This window comes from Olleya sp. HaHaR_3_96 (assembly GCF_019278545.1).
GTDB lineage: Bacteria > Bacteroidota > Bacteroidia > Flavobacteriales > Flavobacteriaceae > Olleya.
In genome coordinates this window covers 2451698-2474477 of the sequence record NZ_CP058987.1, presented here as the reverse complement: position 1 = coordinate 2474477, position 22780 = coordinate 2451698, and the positions used below count along the sequence as shown (strand labels likewise).

Here is a 22780-nt window from a genome sequence, read left to right as displayed (position 1 = left end):
CGTATGAAAATTCAATTTGATGCTGCGTTAGACTACCAACAAGAAGCCATTAACGCAATAGTAGATATATTTCAAGGTCAAGAAGTTTGTGAAGCTAATTTTACGGTGTATTCACCAGAATTTCTAGCAAAACAGCATAACATGTCTTTCAACGAAATAGGTTATGGTAACCGTTTAACGATAAGCGAAGGCAAGTTATTAGAGAATGTACAAAACATTCAATTAGCCAATGGTTTAAAACCTTCAGAGCGTAAAGAAGTTAATAAAAGTCATTTAGATTTTACAATTGAAATGGAAACTGGTACTGGTAAAACTTATGTGTATTTACGTTCTATTATGGAACTGTATCGTAAATATGGTTTTTCTAAACATATTATTGTTGTGCCTTCAATTCCTATTAAAGAAGGTGTTTACAAATCGTTAGAGATTACCAAAGAGCATTTTAAACAGCTGTATGATAATATTAATTACAACTTCTTTATTTACGATAGTAGTAAACTAAACGAAGTCCGTGATTTTTCTACCAACGATGGTTTAGAAATTATGGTGATTAATATTGATGCATTTTCTAAAAGTTTTAAAGACCCAAGTAAGGACAATAAAACCAATATTATTCATAGATATAATGATAGTTTAGGTTACAAACCTTTAGACCTTATTAAAAACACAAATCCAGTTGTTTTTATAGATGAGCCGCAAAGTACCATGAGTACGCCTATTCGTAAAAAAGCAGTTAAAAGTTTACAACCTTTAGCTATTGTAAGGTATTCTGCCACTCATAAGGAAAAAGTAAACCTTATGTATAAACTAGATGCTATAGATGCTTATGATAGAAAATTGGTAAAGCAAATTGAAGTAGGTTCTGTGCAAACGGAAGGTGTAAACAATCAAGCCTATATTAAATTAGTTAGTGTAAAAGTTAGTAAAGGATTTCCTATTGCAAAAATAGAAGTTGATGCATTCAAAAACGGGAGCATTACCAGGAAAACTTATGCTGTAAAGCAAAATGAAGATTTAGAACAGCTTACAGATAGAATTGAGTACGAAGGTTATATTTTAAAAGATATTCATGCAGTTCCAGGAAATGAATATATCGATTTCACTAGTAAAGAAGATGTTATACGTTTAGGACAATCTATTGGAGCTGTAGACGAAAAGCAAGTAAAAACAGCTTTAATAAGCAAAACCATTGAAGAACATTTAGACAAAGAATTAGTTTTAAATCCTCAAGGTATTAAGGTATTGAGTTTGTTTTTTATAGATTCAGTTGGTAAATACCGTGTATATGATGAAGAAGGAAATGCTGAAAATGGTGAGTATGCCCAAATATTTGAAAAAGAATATTTAAAGCTAATAACCAAACCAAAATATGTAAGTCTATTCGGAGAAATAACAGATGATGAAAAAGATGCTTCGGCAGTTCATAATGGATATTTTTCAATTGATAAAAAGAGTAAGTCAAGTAACAAAAAAGACAAGTTCGAATATTTCAAAGATACCTCTGGTAGTGTAAAAGCAGATGAAGACACGTATAGTCTTATCATGCGTGACAAAGAAATGCTGTTAAGCTTCAAGTCTAAATTACGTTTTATCTTTTCGCATTCGGCATTAAAAGAAGGATGGGATAATCCTAATGTATTTCAAATTTGTACACTTAAAGATGCTGGGAATTCAGAAATAAAAAGAAGACAAGAAATTGGAAGAGGGTTACGTTTATGCGTAAACCAAGACGGAGAGCGTATTTATGGTCATGAGGTGAATACACTTACGGTAATGGCAACAGAATCTTACAGCGATTTTGTAAGCAACTTCCAGAAAGAAGTAGAATCTGATACTGGTATCCGTTTTGGGATATTAGAGACGCATAGTTTTGCAAATGTGGTGTTGGCTATTGAAGACGAAACACCAGTATATTTAGGTCAAGAAAAGTCCGAAGAATTATTTAAACATTTATTAGCACAAGGCTATATTGATGCAAAAGGAAAAGTACAAGACGATTTAAGAACAGACTTAAAAAACGATAATGTAACCTTACCAGAAGAAATTACTGAAAACAAACATGTTTTAAAGCAAGTATTGAGTAATTTAAAAGATGCAGCTGGTAAACTAGAAATTAAAAACAAAGACGAAAAGAAAAGAGTTAAAGTTAATAAACGAGTTTTAGATAGTCCAGAGTTTAAAGAACTTTGGGAGCGTGTAAAGTATAAAACTACATTTTCTGTAGATTTTGATTCTGCTAGTTTAGTGAAAGAGTGTATTAACGCATTAGACGATAGATTAAAAATTACTAGAGGAAAATTACATTATAGTAAAGCATCGATTTCTATTGTTATTGGAGGTGTTGACGCCGAGATAAAACCTAACAGTGTTAGAACAGAAACTTTACATGAAGAAGTTGAAGTGCTTCCAGATATTGTTGGTTACCTACAGAACGAAACGCAGTTAACTAGAAAATCGATTGTAGAGATACTAACTGGAACTACCAGACTACCGTATTTCAAGATTAATCCTCAAAAATTCATTGAAGGTTGCATTGATATTATTAATGAGCAGATGCGTATGCATATTATTGATGGTATCCAATACAGTAAAATAGATGATGCTGAGTATTATAGTCAAGAACTTTTTGAAAACGAAGAGCTTTTCGGTTATTTAAAGAATAATTTGAAAGAGAGTACAAAGTCACCTTACGATTATGTGGTTTACGATTCTGGTATAGAATCTACATTAGCAAATGATTTTGAGGAAAGTGAAAATATTTCTGTGTACGCAAAACTTCCAAACTGGTTTAAGATTGATACACCACTAGGAACATACAATCCAGATTGGGCTATTCTCTGGAAAGATGAGAATGAGGAAAAGTTATTCTTTGTTGTAGAATCTAAAGGAAGTACTGGATTATTTGATTTAAGACCAAAAGAGCAAGGGAAAATAGATTGTGGTAAAAAACACTTCACCGCTTTGGATAGTAAGATGATTGTAGCTGCTAGTATGAAAGATGTTACCAATGAAGCTTTGATGAAATAGGGTATGAAAATAAAAAAAGTATATATTGAAAGTCCATTGTATTTTAAATGCCCAGTAACTGGAGAAGTTATAATAGACGAAGAAAACGAGGTATCTAATGTACCGTCAAATACTACTGAATTTATTTACTATGATGGAGAATTTGAATTTAAAAAGGTTTGGGTAGCAAACGAATTTAAAGGCGACTTTTCTGATTTTATTAAGTTAGAGATTAAATCCTCAGAAAATGTAGTTTGTTATGAAGTTACTTGGGGTTCTGGTGTTAGTTTAGATAGAGTTTATGTTGGCATTAAAAAATAAAGCGATTGTATAAAAGAAAACTTAGTGCATTATGATTTAACAGTTTGATTTTTATTTTTAACTAAAAAGTTTCACTATTATTAGAAGTGAAACTTTTTTATTTACATAAAACACTGACAATCAATAGATTAACTGTTTTCATGATAAATCAATCGTAAAATAGTTTCACTTTTAATTAAAAATAGTTAGAAGTGAAACTTATTTTTATTATATTTGTGATAGAAATAATAAAGATATGAGTGTTAAAGGTTCTGTCACTACAAGTGATTATTTAAATTTTGATTCTACGCTTAACAAAGCAATCAAATTAATTAAAAATGACAAAAACTATAAATTAGGTTTTTTAGTAGTTTTAGGTATTAATTCTGGTTTACGTATTTCTGATTTACTTTCTTTAAAATATTCAGATTTAGAATCTGATTCAATTATACTTTTAGAAAAAAAGACAAACAAGAAACGTATTATCAGAATTAACGATAATATTAAAAACGCTTTTGAACTATTAAAATCTAAAGTTGAGATACATGAAGGTTTTATTTTTACTTCAAACCAAAACACCGTTTACAGTACCCAATATGTAAATCGTAAAATCAAAGAATTCTTCGGAACTAAAAATCTATCAATTTCAACACATTCACTAAGAAAAACTTTTGGACGTCAAGTGTACTCAAATAATAATGAAACTGAAAAAGCCCTATTATACTTATCAGATTTATTTAATCATTCGTCTCCAGCAATAACAAAACGATACCTAGGTATAAGACAAGAAGAGTTGGATGATATTTATATGAGTTTATAAATATCTTTCCTTCTCACTATTTTTTTTGTAAAAGTTCAAAATTTAATTTTATAAGAATATAATAACATGGGTGAGTTTAATACTATTCAACTCACCTATCTATGTTATTATACATTTTTCAGAAAACTACATCTTAAGATTAGTTAGAGCTTCAGCCAAAACTAATTGTTGAAGTTCATTACTATTCTTCAATAGTATTAATTCAGTTTTTAAAGATTCATCTGACAAATCTGCTTCGTCTTCATACATTCTTAAAACGTAGTTTTCTAATAATTGCCTTGTTAATGGAGTTTCATCCAAATTAATTTTTTCTAAATTTTCAATCATAATTATATATTTTTATGTTATTAATACTGCAAATATCTAACATAACTCTAGGTGTAGCGAGGGATTCCCTAGCATTCCCTAAAATATTTCTAAAACAATTAAAAATTAGAGAGCAATAGTTTCTATATTTGTAGTTCAATTATACATTGAAATAAATTAGAAGTAAAACAGAGAGAGTTACCCTATTAGTTACCCTAAAAAATTAACCTCTGGAAAGCATAGTAAACATTGATGTTTAAAGATAGGTGGCGGAACCTTACTCTCCGCAAAAAGCCTTACATTTTTATGTAAGGCTTTTTCATTTATAATACTTTCGTGTTTATTAGTGCTGTTTTGATCAACATAAAAAGTTGTGAAATTTTAAAAAGAAAAAAACTACATCCCCGTAAAACGTTTTCTAATTTATTTTTATAACTCACACTTTCACTAGTAAAACATCATCAACCTTATAAAAATCGACATAATACCAATAAAACATATTCTTTTTACAATACACGTAATGCAGCTTTTACCATTTAAAAATAATCTAAAACACTAACCGTTTAAATAGCGTGATCTTAATTATACATAAATCACTAGCTTAGATTATAATATATAATGATTTAGTCACTATCAAAAAATCACATTGATAAAAACCTATAAAACAGATTGACAACTTTAAATAGTGGTTAATAATAATCTCCACCTTAAAAAAAATCCATTAATTAAAACTTTCTAAGTTCATGTAATAAGTGCAACATAAATATTTAAAAATTCTCTAACTTACTATGCACTTTATCAATTTCTTTATCGATATACACTTGCGCATAATGCACATATCGATTAAAAGAACTACTGGAGCTGCTGTGTCCACTAATTTTTCTGACTAAATGCTCTGGCATTCCAAGAATTAGAAGTGTTGTAATTGCAGTACGTCTCATCATGTGCGAACTCATTTTATCACAAAAGCGCAACGTACTTTTTGTTGTAGATTTTGTTTTTCCTTGACGCTCTCTAGTAACATGGATAGGATTAATAAAACCAGCCATTTCTCCAATATTTTTTAAGCTTCTATTAAAAATAAATAAGCTAATACTTCCAAAAACAGACGTTCTAGACGACGTAGGCTTATAATTTTTATAAATAGCAACAGCATAACTAGGTAGCTTTATAAAGCTATAAGTCTTTGTTTTTTGAGATTTAATCTTTAAATACCAATCGTTATTTTGTTTTTCGAAATTTTTATTAGTTAAATTAAAAATGTCTGAAAAACGTAAACCTGTAGTACAACCAAATACAAACACATCCTTAAACCGTTTCATTGCTGGTGATAAAGCATTATCAAACACTTGATCATGTATTAAAAATTTTAATTGTTCTGGAGACAACACTAATATTTCCACCTCTTCCTTTCGTATATAAAATAAACGTTGAAAATCTCCAGTAGCAAAATCCTTATCATTTTTAAGGTAATTAAAAAAGGTACGGATATGTTTAATATTTGCACCTACATAATTATCGTAGCACCCCTTTTTGTATAAAAACTCAGTAAATTTTTTATAAAACTTTTTCCAATAGTTTTTCTCAGAAGATAATTCTCTTGTGTTTAATTTAGAAGCACTACAGATGCGTAACTCAAAATTAGTTTCTGTTTGAAATTTAACTAGATTAGTTAAAACATATTGATAATTTTTAATAGATTGAGGAGAAATACGTTCGCCATTTTTTTTTAAACGCTTACCGGATGTACTATCTTTAATAAACTGTTTAAAAAAAGGTATAATAGGTTGTTTTATCTTCATAAAAATGGCATAAATATTTAATTTTTTAAGACACTAAAAATAGTATTAAAAACACTATTATTGTCTATTTTTGTTATATATTTAGACATTGAACGTTCTTATTTTGTAGTTTTTACAGCACATTTGATTACTATCCTGGCGGGATGCTTTTACCTAATAGACACGGAAGTTCAGATTCTTATAGATATGGCTTCCAGGGACAGGAGAAGGATGATGAGATTAAAGGGGAAGGAAACTCTATTAATTATAAGTTTAGGATGTACGACCCTAGGGTAATGAGATTTTTTGCTGTTGATCCAATGGTACATTCTTATCCATATTATTCGCCTTATCAGTTTAGTGGTAATACACCAATAATGTCTACAGAGCTAGAAGGATTAGAACCGCAAGTAGATGGGAATAGTAATTTAGTTGGTTATACAATAATGAAAGATATTGTTGGGCCTTCGTATATTGCTGATTATTTAAATGATCCAGCGACACAAGAAAAATATGGATATACATTACAAAAACAAATTACTTGGCGAGAAGTAGTTGTACAGAACTATAAATACTATTTAAAAGCTGGTGGTGTTGAAAACTGGGCAGGTACAAATATGTTAGATAAGAACAATCCTGTTTATGACAATATGCACTCTGAGGTAGGTCATGAAATAGAATTTCACTTTGAAGATTTTAAAACCAATGCAGACCAGTTAAAGGAATTGGTTATGACTGTCACTACAAAACCTATTGCAGAAGGTGAAGAATCAAATCCGAATCCAACACCATATTTAGTTTTTTATCGATTATCTGAAGATGGCAAGACAGGTGGCGGTGGTTTAGGTCTTTTTGAACCTCTTGAAGGAGATATGCCAGTGTATGTTGATATAGGTAGTGTGTCCGGAGGAGGAGGAGGAGGATCTAAATATAAAGGTCTTTTTAGAACTATTGCTAAAGGAATTTTTAATCTTTTTAATAGAGGGAAGGGTGCTATTGGTACAGGTTTTGGAGGCAATTCTGAGCTCAATACAGATCCATCTTTTAATCCGATTAGAGATAATGAAATGATTACTATTGAAGTTGAAGATTCATGGATAGTCCCAGGTTATAATAGAAATTGGAAAACAAGAGGTGTTTCACCTAATTCAGCCGAAGTTAGAACCGATAACAAAAAGGTTAGGGCTAAAAGAAAAGATTCAACTAGGACAATCGAAAAGTATAAAAAGAAAAGAGATAGTGTCGAAAAAAGAGCTAACGATATAGAGTCACAAAAAGGATAATAATGTAATGAAAAAAATAGTTTTAATGTTAAGTTTTGTCAGTCTTGTTATAGGGTGCAAAAATGATAAGACTTTAAAAGATAATCTTAAATTAGATAATAAGAATATGTTTGATACTAAAAGGTCTACATATTTTGATTTTTATTTTCAAGATACGGTTCATGTTAACAAAACTTACAGAGGTGTTATTGCTTATAAAAGTTATTTAGATACAATAACACCTCTTCAAATTGACGGTAAGAGTTCAAGGCTTACGGTATTCTATGTAAATCATAACACAGAACAAATAATGGATAGTTATAATCATATTATAAAAGACCCTAAGTCATTATTATTCTCATCAGATTTACGTGATTCAATTTATTTTGAATATAGTTTTAAGCAAACTGGGCGTTATTTTTTAGAAGGTGTTTTGGAAAACGAAGTGCTTTTTGAAACAGGTGACTATGAAGAGCCAATAGAGACAGTTACTAATTATAACCACGTTACATTCCCAGTATTTGTAACAGACGATGAAAATATAGTTGATACTTTGGGCAGTGTTGTCCGTTCAGACGAAAATGAAAGAGGAGTTACCTATTATTATGAGAAAAAAGGAGATACCACAAATTAGCTAATGGTAAAATAGAATAAGTGAGAAGCTATCCTAACCGATATCTTTTTTACTTTTTAAGAATACGCTTTTTGTGTTTTATAATCACGTAAACACATATCAATAAAATCGTATATATATTTTTTCTTATCATCGGAAAGGTTGGAAATCTCTTCAATACGCTGTAAAACTTCCTTATCCTTTACCAAAACAGAAGAATCGCCAGCAAGAAAGTCCAGAGATACATTAAGAGCTTCGGCAATCTTTTGTGCAATGTCCCACTCGCGCGGCATATATCACATACTCTGGCGCCCTGGAACTAGTTATGATTTTGGAGCTAGAATGTTAGACCCGAGAATAGGCAGATGGTTTGCTAAAGACCCTCAAGAAATCAGATTGCCTAATTATCTACATATGCATTCGTAGCAAATAGACCACTCGCGCGGCATATCACGCACTCTGGCGCGCTTTTGTAAAGCGTGTCTAATTTAGTTTAGCATTTGTAATGCGAGAGAGATAAAATAAACAGAAATCTTTTACAGAGATGTAGAGGCTTTTTTAGTTTTAAGAATTAGAGTAAGCTTTTTTAGCTTTTGTATCTCTAATCATGGTATCAATTAGTCTAAAGAGCATATTTTGAGTGTCTATGTCAAGATTTTGAATATCCTGTAAACTCCACTCGCGCGGCATATGCGTACTCTGGCGCACTTTTGTAAAGTGTGTCTTAATTATATTAAACAATTGTAATGCATCTGAATAATCATAAATTACCACAACGGTTTTAATCTCACATTAGGCACTTCTTTATTATCTTCTTCATAAACAGCATAGCTACTATTTACCCAATCTCTTTCGTGGAAAACTAACCCTGAAGACACTGGATTATAATGTATATAATTAATCCGTTGTTCTAACTTTTTATGGCTGTCTAAAATAACAGGATGAAAACCATCTTTCCAAACTTTATAATTTACGCCTTTTGTAACACGCTTGGCTGCATAACTAAACTTGGCTAATAGCCACTCTCTTCGACTTTCTGGATACTCTTTTATTGCTTTTATAAATTGTTTAGAAGTATGCTTTTTAAAATCTCTAATAATATCTTGTAATTCATTATCATAGGAACTAATTATCATGTGTATATGACTACTCATATAAACGTAAGCATGTACATTTAAGCCTTTATGTTCTATACAATAGTTTAAAGAATCGTCTAGTATTTTAAAATAAATTGGGCGTATAAACAAATCTACCCAATCTATTATTGTTATCGTTACAAATGTTGGTTCTGTACTATCTATTACTTTATATCTCTGTGACATGCTTTAAAGATATAAAAGGTATTGCAAATACTAATATAAATTAGACACGCTTTACAAAAGCGCGCCAGAGTATGTGATATGCCGCGCGAGTGGGGATAATCTGCTTAAAGCTGCTAAATTAAAAGCTATTTAAAATCTCAAAAAGAAGACAAAGTGAATTTATTTACAACTTCAATATCATTTGGCATAATATAGTATTTAGAAACAGATTTATTCCCTGACCAAACACAATTCTCATCATACTTATCAAAAACTATTTCAAAAATATTTGAATCATTTTGTGATGTCAAATTATTTAAATATATAAACGTTAATTGGTTATCGTTTTTTAAACAGTCTATATAAAAAGTTGTTTTTAGCTTTAAATTTTCACTTGCTATCTTTCGTAAGATTTGTTTTGGTTTTTCCTTACAAACAAGTTCAATTGGTAATAGCACCTTATTTGTTTTATAAAATTTGGCGTTTAATTTTATTTCGTAAGGTTTTAATCTTTTGAAATTTATATTGTCAAATTTAGTACTCTCGTCCGTTTCATATATATGACCATATGAGTCTATTGTATAATATAAGAATTCGCAGGAGTCTTCTTTAAAAATAGCAAACTCATTTTCAGAAAAAACAGAGCCGAAATTATATACTTCTATACCTGAACTAGAATTAGAGTATATTGTCTTAAAATCAGACAACACTTCTTTGTTGAAAATTGCTAAATACGCATAATAATTTGATTCTCCTTTAAATAATACTTTATGGGAAAACAAATAATAACTTATACTATCATTTATTTTATTCCTTCCTAATGAATGAAATAAATGATAGTCTTTATTGCCTATAATTATAGACTTTTCTCCTGAAGAATCCTTAACATTAGTATAAATTAATTTATAATCCATACTACTGCTCTCCGTATATTTAATAGCTACATCATCGATTAATAATTGCGATGTAATAGAAGTAAAACAGCTATCAAATTCTTTAAAATCATTATTGTTTTGTGAATATACATGAGAAAACATAAGACACATAACTATGCAAATAAAATTAATCGGTTTTCTCTCTTTTCGGGTTATCAATTGTAATATCATTTGTCTCATCTGTTACTGACTCTATTTCCTTTTTAATAGACTTTATCTCTGATTGTAATACTGGATTTATATTAAAATCAATATTTATGCCATTAGGGTTACTTGGGTCACTTATATTAATAATACTTTTATCAATGTCAATCTTCTGCTCTAAGACGACCTTATAGCCTTCTACCTGTAGATTCTCTCCTAATTCTGTGATAAAATCAGAAGTTATATTTTCAGCTGCTATGGTTACAGTTACGTCAAAAGAGTAGTTTTTTAATACTGTTTCAGTTTTAATTTCTACAAAAGCAGAAAATTCTGCTCCTAAAACTTCTCCTTTTAACCATTTTGAAGACAACTCAATATTAGAAACACCTAATTTTTTATCTAATTCAGGCTTTAAATTATTGTCTATAGTATTTTTAATAGAAGATTTTATGGGAGCCGTTAAAGAAGTTGCTTTCTTAAAAGTGCCACTACCAATAGACAACATACTGAAATTATTTTGCAATTCTTCGTCAAAAATCGTAAAACCCTTTTTTTGATTTTTATTAAACCTTAATCCAGTTTGCGCAGAAGTATGTCCGCCTGTAAAGCCCATAGCCTTCATATTTGAAACAGTCTGTCTTATAACTCCAAATTCAATCTTATCATCATAAACAACAGAAATATCATATTTAGATGTACCAGGAATTTGTTCTTTAATCACTTTAAACTCTAATCCTTCTAACTCAATCCCGTCAATTAATCGGTTTTCACTAAAAGCATATGGACTATTCCAAGGATAGCTTCTTTCAAGCGGGTCAGGTGCAAAAAATCTGTTTATTCTAGGGTCGTGCATTCTATATTTAAAGTTTACACTATTTCCTTCCCCTTTAATCTCATCATCTTTCTCCTGTCCTTGGAAGCCATACCTATAAGAATCTGAACTTCCATGCCTGTTTGGTAAAAGCATCCCGCCAGGATAGTAATCATTAAACGCAATCACGTCTGCTTTAAATGGGTTACCATCTGTGACTGTTTCGTCGTAAAACTTACGATCTGTAACTACAGATAGCACGTTTCCTAAATGGTTAGATAACTCGTAGCGTTTGTCTCCAGATGCTATACCAGTAGTGATGTCTACTCCTCCTGGATCTATATCTGTTATTCTAGCTAAATAATTACTTCCTGCTACCGCTATAAAACCAGGTTTTAGTGTTATACTATTACCTGATTGCATAGTAACATTGGCAGAAGTTTCTATTGTGTAACTGTTTCCAGAACCTGCTACTGTAATATTATTTAGTGCTTGAAATAATTGAGAATCTGTAATTATAACATTATCTAAGGTAAGGTTTTCTGGTACTGTTGGTGTAGAAGATGTACCTGTTTCTGTAATTGTTATATGTTTTTGCTCTAAACCTAATCTAGAACTACCGTAAATATGGTGCTCTTTAAGTAGGGTGTTTTTATTTTCGCTTACATTAGTAAGGTCATGCTCGTTAGTTTCGTAAACAGCCATTACATTACCTTGGGCGTCTCTAAGGTACAGTGTTGTTTTATCTTTTGGTAATATCGTTTTTGCTATACGGTTTCCTAAACCATCGTAGGCAAACTTTATTTGCGTTCCATCTAGCTTATTTATTTGTTTTACTTTACCATCTACACGCCAATCTATATTTGTAATGCCTTCTGCTGTATCCGATGTTAATTGTCCAATAGCATCGTAAGTATAATTTCCTGATATTTGATCTGGACCAATGTCGTTATGGTTTACGTTGGTAACATTATCTTTAACATAATCTAATTGGTTGATATACTCCAATTGGTTTGTATCTGGATTTAATTTTTGCTTATAGAAATACTCTAAGTTATCCATATCTTCAGGACTATTTACACCTCTTTTTAGGGTTTGTAAATTTCCATTCCTATCGTAACTATAACTTGCACTATAATTTGAAACAGTTCCAGACTTATAGCCTTTCATGCTTTTAATTCTATTTAACTGGTCGTACTCGTAATTATTAAGTTGTGTGTCTAAACGTGATTCGTTTAGGTTTAATAATGTGGTAGACATTTGTTTAATATTACCATTGTAAAGGTTTTTAGGGTTATATGTACCACTATTTACAAAAGCATTTATAGTACCTATGGCTTGGTAATCGTTATCAAAATAATTTAATGAATACGCAAAAGCATCTTTAGCGACTTCGCTTCCTGTTGTTCCATCTGTACCTAAATCGTCTTGTGGGTTAAGAGTGTTAGAATTAACACCTTTTAACCAACCTTGCAATGTATAAGCATAATCTAAACCTTGTACCTTGGTATCGCCTAAAACGGTTCTGGCTAAAGGACCATGTGCAAAATAGTTGTATGAAGCATCCTGCTCCCAAATATAACCATCTGACGACGTTTGGACGGTTGTAATACGATTGTCCGCATCATAGGTGTATTTGTGTATAAACTGATCTGCTTTTCCTTTTTGATAATACACTTTATTTACATTACCACTAATAAGATCGTAATCGTACTCAACATTTTTTATACCTGTAAATGGTATTTCCATTGATTGAACTAAAAATTTATTATCGTTTACTAGTTCTATTACATTTCCATGAATATCGTAATTATAATACAATGCAGTAATATAATCTCTAGTAAGTGTTGTTGAATTAACAGTATCGTAAGAATAAACAGCTGTTACCCTATTTCTTGTTTTTTCTTTTAAGTTAGCATCTAAAGCATCTACTGTATTAAAAATATCTGCAGCAAATGTTACTGGCTCTGTATATTGTGTTTTTGTAACTTCTCTTTGAGTGTCAGATATTGTTTTAGGAAAACGTATAGTAGTTACTACAAGTTGGGTTAAATCGGTTTGTTCGTAAATATCATCTTGATTACTAAAACTTGTGCTTGACAATGTTCCTGTAGATGTGTTTATAGCTAATGGCACATTAGGTATTAATTCTCCCGCTTCCGTAATTCGACCTAAACCATCGTATACTGTATAACTAAATGTATTATTTACTAATTGTTTAGCATTTTGAGAGGCGATAATTCTTCCTAATTTATCGTAAGCAAAACGTGTTTCTCCACCATCGGGTGTTAATTGCCACACTAATTGATTTAAAGTATTGTACTTATATTGTGTTTTGTATTTATGATCTGGTAGAAAACTGCTATTTTCTGTGGCAGTATTATTATTTCTATAACTATTAATTTGATCGTTAAATGTTTCAGTCCCTGTACTGTTAAGGGTCATTAATTTGTTATCTGAATACCTATCAACTCCTTCTGGCGGAACAGTTTGCGTTAAATTTCCTGCTTGATCGTAATAGTATAATGTGTATTGATATTCTTTATCATAATAGACCATATCGAAATTTTCGACAGCATTATCCATTGCATTTTTCAGGTAGGCTTTAATAAAATCCTCTCTTTCTGTACCTAAAAAAGTGGTGTATGAATCTTGAGAATAGCTATTATGTATACTCTGAGAAAATTCTAAACATGGACTTATAACTGGTCCTGGTATAGTAAAATTATTAATATTTATATTTACAAGAGCTGGTAAAGAAATACAGTCCTCTCCTCCATTAGTAATTTGAAGTAAATAGTTTGAAGTAAAAACACTCCAGCTATCTATGTTATCTTCATTTACAGCATTTGCAATATGAGAGGCATAGGCATCTATAACAAAACTCATATCATTATAACCAGAACCAAACACAGTTGCTCCAAAGTTTGCTATACTTATATATCGTAAAGATTGAGTATAAGGATTTGGGCTACTAGGGTCTTGTAATACCAATTTATTGATGTAATAATTATAATCATCTACCAAATACTTATATTGTAATTCGCAAAAGTCCTCATATCTTATATCCTGATGGCTATCTTCTAAAGCTTGAATTGTTTCCTTAAAAGTTAAAAAGGCGGCATCGCAAGTAATTATTGGTAATGGTTGTGGAATACATGGCGTTTCTGTATCACACTCATCCATTCTACTAAGAATTTGTGCTGTTGCGTACTGATAAAACTCTTTAGAGGCTTTATTGGTTGTACTTGCATTACAATTTATCTTTATTATAGCTTTCATAGTTTTTAATACTCCCTCATTATTGTAATAAGATATTGCATTTTCTGGATCGTCTTGGTTTAAACCATTAAAAGAAATAATAGTAGGGTCTGACAGGTTTTCAGCCCATAAAACTTGAAAAATAATATTTCCATTAAGGGTTAAGACATAATTGTTGTCATTATACTCCGCATTAGAGTCAAAATCATGTAAATTTGACCACATAAAAGTGTCTGCTGTTGTTAAATCAAAAAAATCAATAAAACAATTTTCCTTAGTAGCAAACAGATTAATTGGCTCTTGAGGACTAGTAATTGAATGCGGCGTTGTTGGGTCCTTTAAATAATTAAGTATCTGAATAATTATATCTTCACAACTTAAGTTATCACAAGGACCAGCAGTTTCTAAATCATTAATATCGGCACAACATAAGAAGTTTAAAAATCTAGTATTACTCTCGGCAACTGATCCTTCCACAGAATTAAGATTAAAACTACTATCTACCCAAGTGACTTTAACTTTTTGGTTTATTATAGCATTATTAGAATTTAACAGGTAATCAAATCTAACGTTTGTGACTTCTGTATTATTTGGAATTTGATTACTCAAATTCATTACAAACTTTTGAACTCCATCTATTTTAATAGTATAAGTTCCGTTACCTTCAGCATTCCACACAACTGTTCCATAAGCATCAAAAAATTCTGGTAAATAACTGGTTGCATAGGCCTCCAAAAATGAAATATTAACATTACTGCCATTTATTTGGTTAGTTTCTATTAAACTATTAAGTAATGCTATAAAAGCTTTAGAAGTATACCCTTCTTTATTACAAGTTCCTGACTCATCCCAACTATTACCTGTGCCCAAGTATATCCCAATAGGATCTATATTATCGTCTATGCTACAATTAAATATTCGAGCTTTAGTGGTACCATTTAAAATTACTTCGGTAGCGCCTTGTTCCGTTGATACTTGAGCTAATACTTGAAAATTAAACACTTCACTTGCAGCATTATAACTACCTAAAGAAGGATTTATATTAATGGCATTTATGTTTTCTATTATCCATCCATTTCCATATTCTTCCCATGTGTAATCCAATCCAGCAGGAATAATTAACTGTACATTAGAGTTTTGTACCATAGCCCCTCCTCCTGTATACAATTGAATATTAAAAGTTGTTCCAGATTGGTTAGTTACCATTTTAACTACATCTGTAGTAGGATATATACCACCAAAATCCTCAAATAAAGGGGGAGATAAATATACCCCTTTATATTCTCTACTTTCTAATATTGATAGTCCTGTAATACTATTTGCTTCTTTGAAATAGTGATCTAGATATAACTGCATATCTCTTGCTAACGGACAAGTTCCAGAATTTATGTAATAATTATATTCTACTTGTTCAGCAATCCCTTCAACAATATCTATTGGATCTGCAGCAGAATTATAAAACATATCTGAGGGTATAAAGCGTTTTACTTTATCTATATAAGCATTTCCATATTGGTATTCGCAAAGAAAATCTGAAGTATTATTTAAATAATTTTCTACTACTCCTGCTGATACAGGATATGCGTTAATTGCAGTTTCTAAGTTAAAAAGCGCATCCGATTGACCAATACAACCATTATACGAACCTTGCTTTTTTGCGTAACTATTAATAAAAAGAGATTGTATACGTTGTTTTAAACCTATATAATTTGTTTTGTAACTATTCCAGAATTCGTCTTTTTCTAATTCTGTTCGAGTATTCATCTCATCTAAAATACCTTGTACATTCGGAACTGAAGGATCACATACTTCGATACTGTTACACACGTATCTAGAGAAAGCAACCGACATCATAGGTTTTTGTCCACCATCAAAATCAGTTTGTAAGGCAATCTCCATCATTTTTTTTCTTCCACCGTTATATAACGTTGAAGTTTCAAATGGGTCACCTGGGGTGTTTTGAAAATATGGATCTGTTTTATAAATAACTAATGGATCATCAGTTAAAAAACCTGCTTCCTGGGCGTCACGATAATTAGTAATAGATAATAAATAACTATCGTAAGCATCAGAATTTAAATTAATTCCGGGACTATTAGGGTGTGGTAATTCCATTTTACAAATGGCAGTACTATACTTTAAATAGTCATACTCTGGATGGTATACCAAAAGTGAATTTACCCAACTACTTTTCCAAATATTTGTACTTAAAAAGTCTAATACATTATTTAAATATTGTGGTTCTACCCAGTATTGATTTGTAATATCTACGTCTTCAGTTGGAATAAGTGTACTAATAGCAGATTGATCTACTTCGGGCGTATAATAAGTTACATCATCTATTTCTGAATAAAATTGTGTGACTTTAACATAACTTATTGATGCATCACTATTATAGTAATGTCCTTGTGTAAATACATCTGTAGTCGCCTCTCCATCAAATTGATGATGCCTTGGATTCTTCCAGCTATTATGCTCACCTGACGGTGATTTGGTACTTAACAATATATTATCTTGATTAAAAATACTTAATTGTTCTTCATTAAATATAGTTTGTGACGTTACTTGATCTGACGTTAAACCCAATCCATATTGACCGCTAGGACTCATGTCTTCAGCAAACTGCAATGATGCAATCTCACAAGAAATTGAAGGTAGTGGTGCATTTTCATCCTCTTCTTCACAAGGTAAATTACATGCTAAAATGGCATCTGCCCATTGTTGTTTTAAAGAGTTATAAAATGCATCATATTGATTAAGTTCTATTAATAAATCTATTTGGTCTTGAGTATAGTCTGCTATTTTTATATCTGCAAATACTGCATCTGTAGCATATTGAGCAATAATACTCTGTTCACATTCTAAACAAGTAGAAAAACATCCATCTATAAATATTGGTTCTGGAGTTATAGTTTCTAAAGCTTGATAACATGCGCTATTCTCATCTGTTAATCTAATAATATAGTCATCTGCATATTCTTCAAGCTTATCTCTGTTAACCGTCAAATTTTTAGTTACCATAAAAGTTCCTCTTTGAAAATCTGCAGTAAATTGATCTAGTGTAAATATATTATTATTTGAATAATCTATACTTGTGTTATTTCCCGAATCTGCCAAGCTAATAGTTAGCGAAACAGGTGCTTCTAATAATGTATTTATATTCTCATCTAAAACATTTATATTTAAATTGTATACCGTTGGGTATGAATCATCATCTACACAACCATAATGAAAATAGGGGTTTTTATTAGTTACCTTATAATCAAATTTTCTAGTATCATTAAAAACAACTGTTTTATATGCTCCGAAGGACAATTTATCGTGTAATGGACCATAAATACCAGTAATACCCAATTGGTTATTATCTATTGTTTTATCTGTATCTGTCTCTATTGTTTTTCCTAATAAATCTGTAGTTACTTCTCCATGTAATAGAATTTCACTTTCATCATCTAATCCATCTAAAATATTGTTATCATCAAATTTTGGATTTTCACCTGCCAATGCCGTAGCTATAGTCCGACCTTGTGGATCTATATAACTGATGCTAAGCTGCCTGTTAGGGTCCAACACCATGTTTTTTTTATATTTTGATACATTACCCACACTATAACCAAATAATCTATTTAATTCTTTTTGCTCTGGAACACCATAATAATATTCCATTTCATGTTTGGCTCCCAATTGATGTACCTCTCCAACCCCACTTTTTCTTCGTATTCTACCAGTATTATCCGATGTATACTCAATTTGAGAAAATGGATACTGTTTTGCATTAGGTACTCTATCGTTAAAGTTATCCACTAGAGTATTTTCTGGGGAATAATATTGACTAGCACCAGATGACGTACTCATTTTTTTACTAGAAGATATTATATCTACTTCATTTTGAGCATCCTTATCAAAATCGGTATAATGGTATGGCAAATTAGTACTTGCACTCCTATTTCTATAGTCCTCATAATATTTTAACTGATTGTCTGTAATCGGGGTTGGTAAAACTTCTATAGCTGGTCTTCCTTGTGCATCATAAATCACTTCTCCAATAACTGCATGTTGGTCTGTGTTTATTGTTGTTACCGTTTGACGATTTCTTAATGTACCATCAAAATAACTTATAACTTCTTTCTTCTTTCCGTCTTCCGCATATGATGACTGAAATTGCCAATTTTTATTTGCTTCATGGTCCTGAGTAATTTCTACAACATTCAACCAGTCGCTAACAAGAACCTCCTGATTAGTAGTTGCTTTCCATGGTCCAAATTTATTTTTTGATAAATCATCTAAAAAATTCCCTACCGTTCTAACTCTAAATATTAAATACCCTTTTCCATACAATAATGGCACACTATAAGCTGTTTTATCGGTTTGAATTCGAGTACTATTACGTTTAAATTCCTTACTAGAAAAAAAGATTTCATGTTGACTAAGTGAAGAATTAATATCTCCTCCATAGTTATCAATCCAAGTCCATTCTAAATCATAATATCTTGCTTCTGGAATAGTATCCCAATTTATCTGTAATTGATTATTAACAACACTATAACTAGTATTAGGCACAGTTAATGGTAATTCGTAATACCTAATAGCTTTATAACCTATTTCCAATTCTATATTAGCAGGTACAGTAACTACAGATGTTCCATTTTCATCTTCAAAAAAAGTTGTTATATTATTAAGAATGGCGCCATACTTTTCTTGCAATATATATTGCTTTATACCAATATGATTTCCTCCACCAGTAATTTGACCATTCTTTACTTCTAACACAACATCTGTAATGTTTTGGATATCAAGAGTCCCGTCAGGTAAAACTGGTGTTAATTCAAACTCTAATTTAAAGGTATAGTTAGTATATGGTGCAACTCCCTCTTTTATCTTTAAAGAAACGTATGAATACGGATTAACATCTTTAGTATCTGTAGTTGCTAAATTTAAAGTTATATACTCCAAAGAATTTGCTGAAGCAACCTGAGATGAATTATATGTCATTACATCTTGCGCAAAACTACTAATGCTTATGATAAAGAAAGCGAAAAACAAGAAATGCCTATTTTTTATTTTTATAACGTTCATATGGTCTAGTTGCTTGGTGTTTGATTAATCAATTGATAGTCTTTGTAGGCTTTAGTTAAACTAACTTTATTGTTACTATCAATAATTAAATAGTCTTCTATTTTTATACTGTTTTTATGAAGTTTATTAGAAACTTTATATACTATTACCATACGTCCAAAATCATACTCTCTTTCTCCTTTTTTATTAGTAAAAGGTAGTTTTGAGGTAAAAAATAATTCTTGTTTTAATATTGAATTATCACTTTTATTAATATAAAACACCAATTTATTATAGGGGAGATTCTTTACTTCATTTTTTAATAAAAATTGGTATTGAGCTATATTATCATCTTCCTTAAAAGCTATTTGCTTATAAAACTTTGTTAATTTATGGGTATCTATTATACTATTTTTTAAAGCTATCTTTTCTCTATTGATATAAATTATAGATTTACTCTTATCAGTAATTGTTATCTGTCCTTCAGGAAAAGTTATAATCTCTGACCCTAAAATTGTAACACCTGTTACTTCCTTTTTTTTATACATATGGCCCTTATAAGATTCTGTAATTATTTTACCTGTATAGCCTCTATACATTGTATAAGTAGTTTCTATATTATAGTAATTAGTCGTTTTATAGTAATTATTCACTTTTTGAAACACTTCACTAAAATCTTGTGCCTGTGATAACTTTACTAATCCGATAAAAAGAAATAAACAAAGTACATTTTTATATGAATTTAGACGCATCGTTTAATTAGTTTGTTTAATAGTACTTGATCTTGTTTCCTGAATTGTATAAATACCTTTTTCTGTTTCCTTTTTTACTCGTATTAAACCGCCCTCTGCATCATACTCGTAAAAAGTAGCATAGTTATTTTCATCTAACTCAGACATTAGTCTTTGCGTAACTGGGTGGTATACAAATGTTTTCATACTACTATCATATGGGTGCATTCTAATATCATCAAAATAAGCTAGATTAGAATCGGATTCATTTTTTAAACTAATAGTCATTTGGGCTGCATTACCTAGTATTCTAAACTCTCCAGATACGCGTTGCCATCCATCTATTATTTCTCCTTGTGGAAAAAAAACTACTGTATCTTCACCATCTGGAGTTTGAATAATATTTTGATTTACATCTCTATAAGTTATATTAACTTGGGTACTCATATAATTTATAGGTTGAAAGTTTGGTACTTCCTCATAATCATAAACCGTTATAGCCTCTTCCAATCCAGAAATTACAGATTCAGAAACATAATTATATTTATTTAGAGAAGGAGTTCCATTGGCTAAAAAATCTGAAGTAAGTTGAATATTATTACCTTGTACTATGGCATTTGTAAACTGTATTTCTAAATTTGGATTATCATTAATTGGGTATCTATAATCCTGTGCAATTCCATCTAATTCTACAAAAGGAGATTTCCATTCAAATATTGGTCCCTCTAAATGATTAGTAAGTTTAAATCTAAAACCAATTGTTCTCCCGCTATCTTGCCCACCATAATCATCCACAATACGCTCATAATCATATACTTTAAGTTTAATTTCTCCACCAATAAACTTAACAAAAGGAATTAATGGATCAAAATCTAGAATTACTTCTGGAGAAGTTGCTATATAACCATTTTGTAAAATATCATGAATCTCACTCTCAGAACTTCGGGTAACAACCATTAAATGATTTAGTAAATCTACAAAACGTTCGCTTTCTTCACTATTGTTAAATTCTCTTACTATGGGATTTACTTGTATTACTTCTTGTTCTTTTACCCAACCGTTAATAACATAACGATCTCCAGGTTGTGGTTTAAACTTCTCACATCCTAATAAAGGAGGTTCCTCTATAACACCAAGTATTGCCTGTATAGGTACTCTAATACTTGGACATGGACCAGCATTTTGCTCTGCCCAAAAAATAGTACTTGTTCCATTTGGAGCACCAACTTCAAATAATGGTTCTGATTCCCCATAGACAATACCTCCAACGGCTTGTGGATACCATTTAATACCTGAACCAAAAGCAATCAAATTAGCTATTGTTGAGGGAGGAGTTTGATTTACATCAAAGGTCATTACAGGAAAAGGAACAACAGGTTGGTTTACTGTGTTTAACAGAACTGTTACAGCTAAACGCTCGACACTTTCAACCCCATCACCATCTATTTGCGCTGCGTAATATGTCCCGTTATTAGATACTGTTGCTGTTTCAGAAATTAATGTATCTCCCGTTTCATCAAAATACCATACTGCTAAAGAATCACTATCCTGAAGTTCGATAATAATATCTTGAATAGTTTGTCCTGGACATAAGTATTGTACACCATCTCCTGTTGGCGGGTTTGTACCTATAGAGACATACACCTTAATTTTACATATTTCCTCTGGTAATTCGCCATAATAAGTTAATCCATTAACTAATGGTGCTGACAAACTTAAAGGTGATGAATAAGAATTATCCCCATACCAAATTGCATTTGTAGGTTCTAAACTTGATACTGTTGCATTTAAACTTTGAGCGAATACTTGATCTACATTATCTTCCTGATTCAAAGTTTGTCCATAAACTATAATATTTTCTTGAACTCTAGTAGGATTAGAATTTAGACTATACCAATAAGGCGTCCCTACTAAATCTTGATTATCATCGACAATTTCGTCATTGTTATTTAATGGAAATCCCCCTGTTTCTGTTAAATACCACACTATACTATCCCCACTTGGTGTTAAATCCCCCACCGTAGGATACTCCTCCATTTCACTTAAACAAAATTCATTTTCATTTTTTATAGAATCAGAGCAAGAATCAACTACTATAGTCTCTTTATAATATACGGTACAACCCGATGATGTGTTAATAGTCAAAGTAACAATATAAGAACCATTATTAGAAAATGCATAACTTGCTCCTACGTTACTATCTGTATGTAATATAGTGACTCCATCTGTATCATAAAATGTCCAGAGAAAAATATTTTCAATAGTCAGACCAAATAGACCACTTCCTGTATACCAATAACAGAATGTTTTATTACAGATTGGGTTATCTATAACATTTCCACTTTTACATTCATCCATTACTTGTATATCTGTAATTATGGGACATGCTTCCCTTTGACAATAAGCACTATTAAAAATAAATATAGTAAGTAATATTAAATAAGTATTTTTCAT

Annotated in this window: 13 protein-coding genes; 5 read left to right on the top strand and 8 right to left on the bottom strand. The window is 30.8% G+C overall.

The features are described from left to right. Window positions 1–3 precede the first annotated feature (3 nt). The 3 genes from H0I26_RS10885 (at window position 4) to H0I26_RS10875 (ending at window position 4126) form a co-directional block, all read left to right on the top strand. Window positions 4–3027 carry a type III restriction-modification system endonuclease gene (locus H0I26_RS10885; protein ID WP_218698487.1) on the top strand — a complete coding sequence of 1008 codons (3024 nt, stop codon included), beginning with the start codon at window positions 4–6 and terminating at the stop codon, window positions 3025–3027. 3 nt (window positions 3028–3030) lie between these two features. Next, a complete protein-coding gene (locus tag H0I26_RS10880) occupies window positions 3031–3327 on the top strand; it encodes a hypothetical protein (protein ID WP_218698485.1) in 297 nt (98 codons plus the stop codon). A 235-nt stretch (window positions 3328–3562) separates the two neighbouring features. Beyond that, complete coding sequence (locus H0I26_RS10875; RefSeq protein WP_218698483.1) at window positions 3563–4126, top strand: tyrosine-type recombinase/integrase; 564 nt, start codon at window positions 3563–3565, stop codon at window positions 4124–4126. A 126-nt stretch (window positions 4127–4252) separates the two neighbouring features. On the opposite strand, the gene H0I26_RS10870 is transcribed toward H0I26_RS10875, so the two are convergent. Next, complete coding sequence (locus H0I26_RS10870; protein WP_218698481.1) at window positions 4253–4453, bottom strand: hypothetical protein; 201 nt, start codon at window positions 4451–4453, stop codon at window positions 4253–4255. Window positions 4454–5199: 746 nt separating this feature from the next. After that, a complete protein-coding gene (locus H0I26_RS10865) occupies window positions 5200–6234 on the bottom strand; it encodes a tyrosine-type recombinase/integrase (RefSeq protein ID WP_218698479.1) in 1035 nt (344 codons plus the stop codon). A gap of 143 nt (window positions 6235–6377) precedes the next feature. Between H0I26_RS10865 and H0I26_RS10860 the strand changes: the two genes are divergently transcribed. Further along, window positions 6378–7496 carry an RHS repeat domain-containing protein gene (locus H0I26_RS10860; RefSeq protein ID WP_218698477.1) on the top strand — a complete coding sequence of 373 codons (1119 nt, stop codon included), beginning with the start codon at window positions 6378–6380 and terminating at the stop codon, window positions 7494–7496. Window positions 7497–7503: 7 nt separating this feature from the next. After that, window positions 7504–8109 (top strand): hypothetical protein, encoded by a 606-nt coding sequence (locus tag H0I26_RS10855; protein ID WP_218698475.1) that lies wholly within the window; start codon window positions 7504–7506, stop codon window positions 8107–8109. Window positions 8110–8165: 56 nt separating this feature from the next. Here the strand turns inward: H0I26_RS10855 and H0I26_RS10850 are convergent, their stop codons facing one another. The 6 genes from H0I26_RS10850 to H0I26_RS10825 form a co-directional block, all read right to left on the bottom strand. Next, window positions 8166–8381 (bottom strand): hypothetical protein, encoded by a 216-nt coding sequence (locus tag H0I26_RS10850; protein WP_218698473.1) that lies wholly within the window; start codon window positions 8379–8381, stop codon window positions 8166–8168. Window positions 8382–8855: 474 nt separating this feature from the next. Next, window positions 8856–9410, bottom strand: coding sequence for an REP-associated tyrosine transposase (locus H0I26_RS10845; RefSeq protein ID WP_218698472.1), 555 nt, complete (start codon window positions 9408–9410; stop codon window positions 8856–8858). Between the two features lie 137 nt (window positions 9411–9547). Next, entirely contained in the window at window positions 9548–10426 is an 879-nt protein-coding gene (locus tag H0I26_RS10840) for a hypothetical protein (protein ID WP_218698470.1), read from the bottom strand. A 25-nt stretch (window positions 10427–10451) separates the two neighbouring features. After that, window positions 10452–19532, bottom strand: coding sequence for a 3-coathanger stack domain-containing protein (locus tag H0I26_RS10835; RefSeq protein WP_218698468.1), 9081 nt, complete (start codon window positions 19530–19532; stop codon window positions 10452–10454). A gap of 89 nt (window positions 19533–19621) precedes the next feature. Next, window positions 19622–20347, bottom strand: a complete 726-nt coding sequence (locus tag H0I26_RS10830; RefSeq protein WP_218698466.1) for a hypothetical protein — start codon at window positions 20345–20347, stop codon at window positions 19622–19624. Between the two features lie 3 nt (window positions 20348–20350). After that, window positions 20351–22780, bottom strand: a complete 2430-nt coding sequence (locus H0I26_RS10825; protein WP_218698454.1) for a PKD domain-containing protein — start codon at window positions 22778–22780, stop codon at window positions 20351–20353.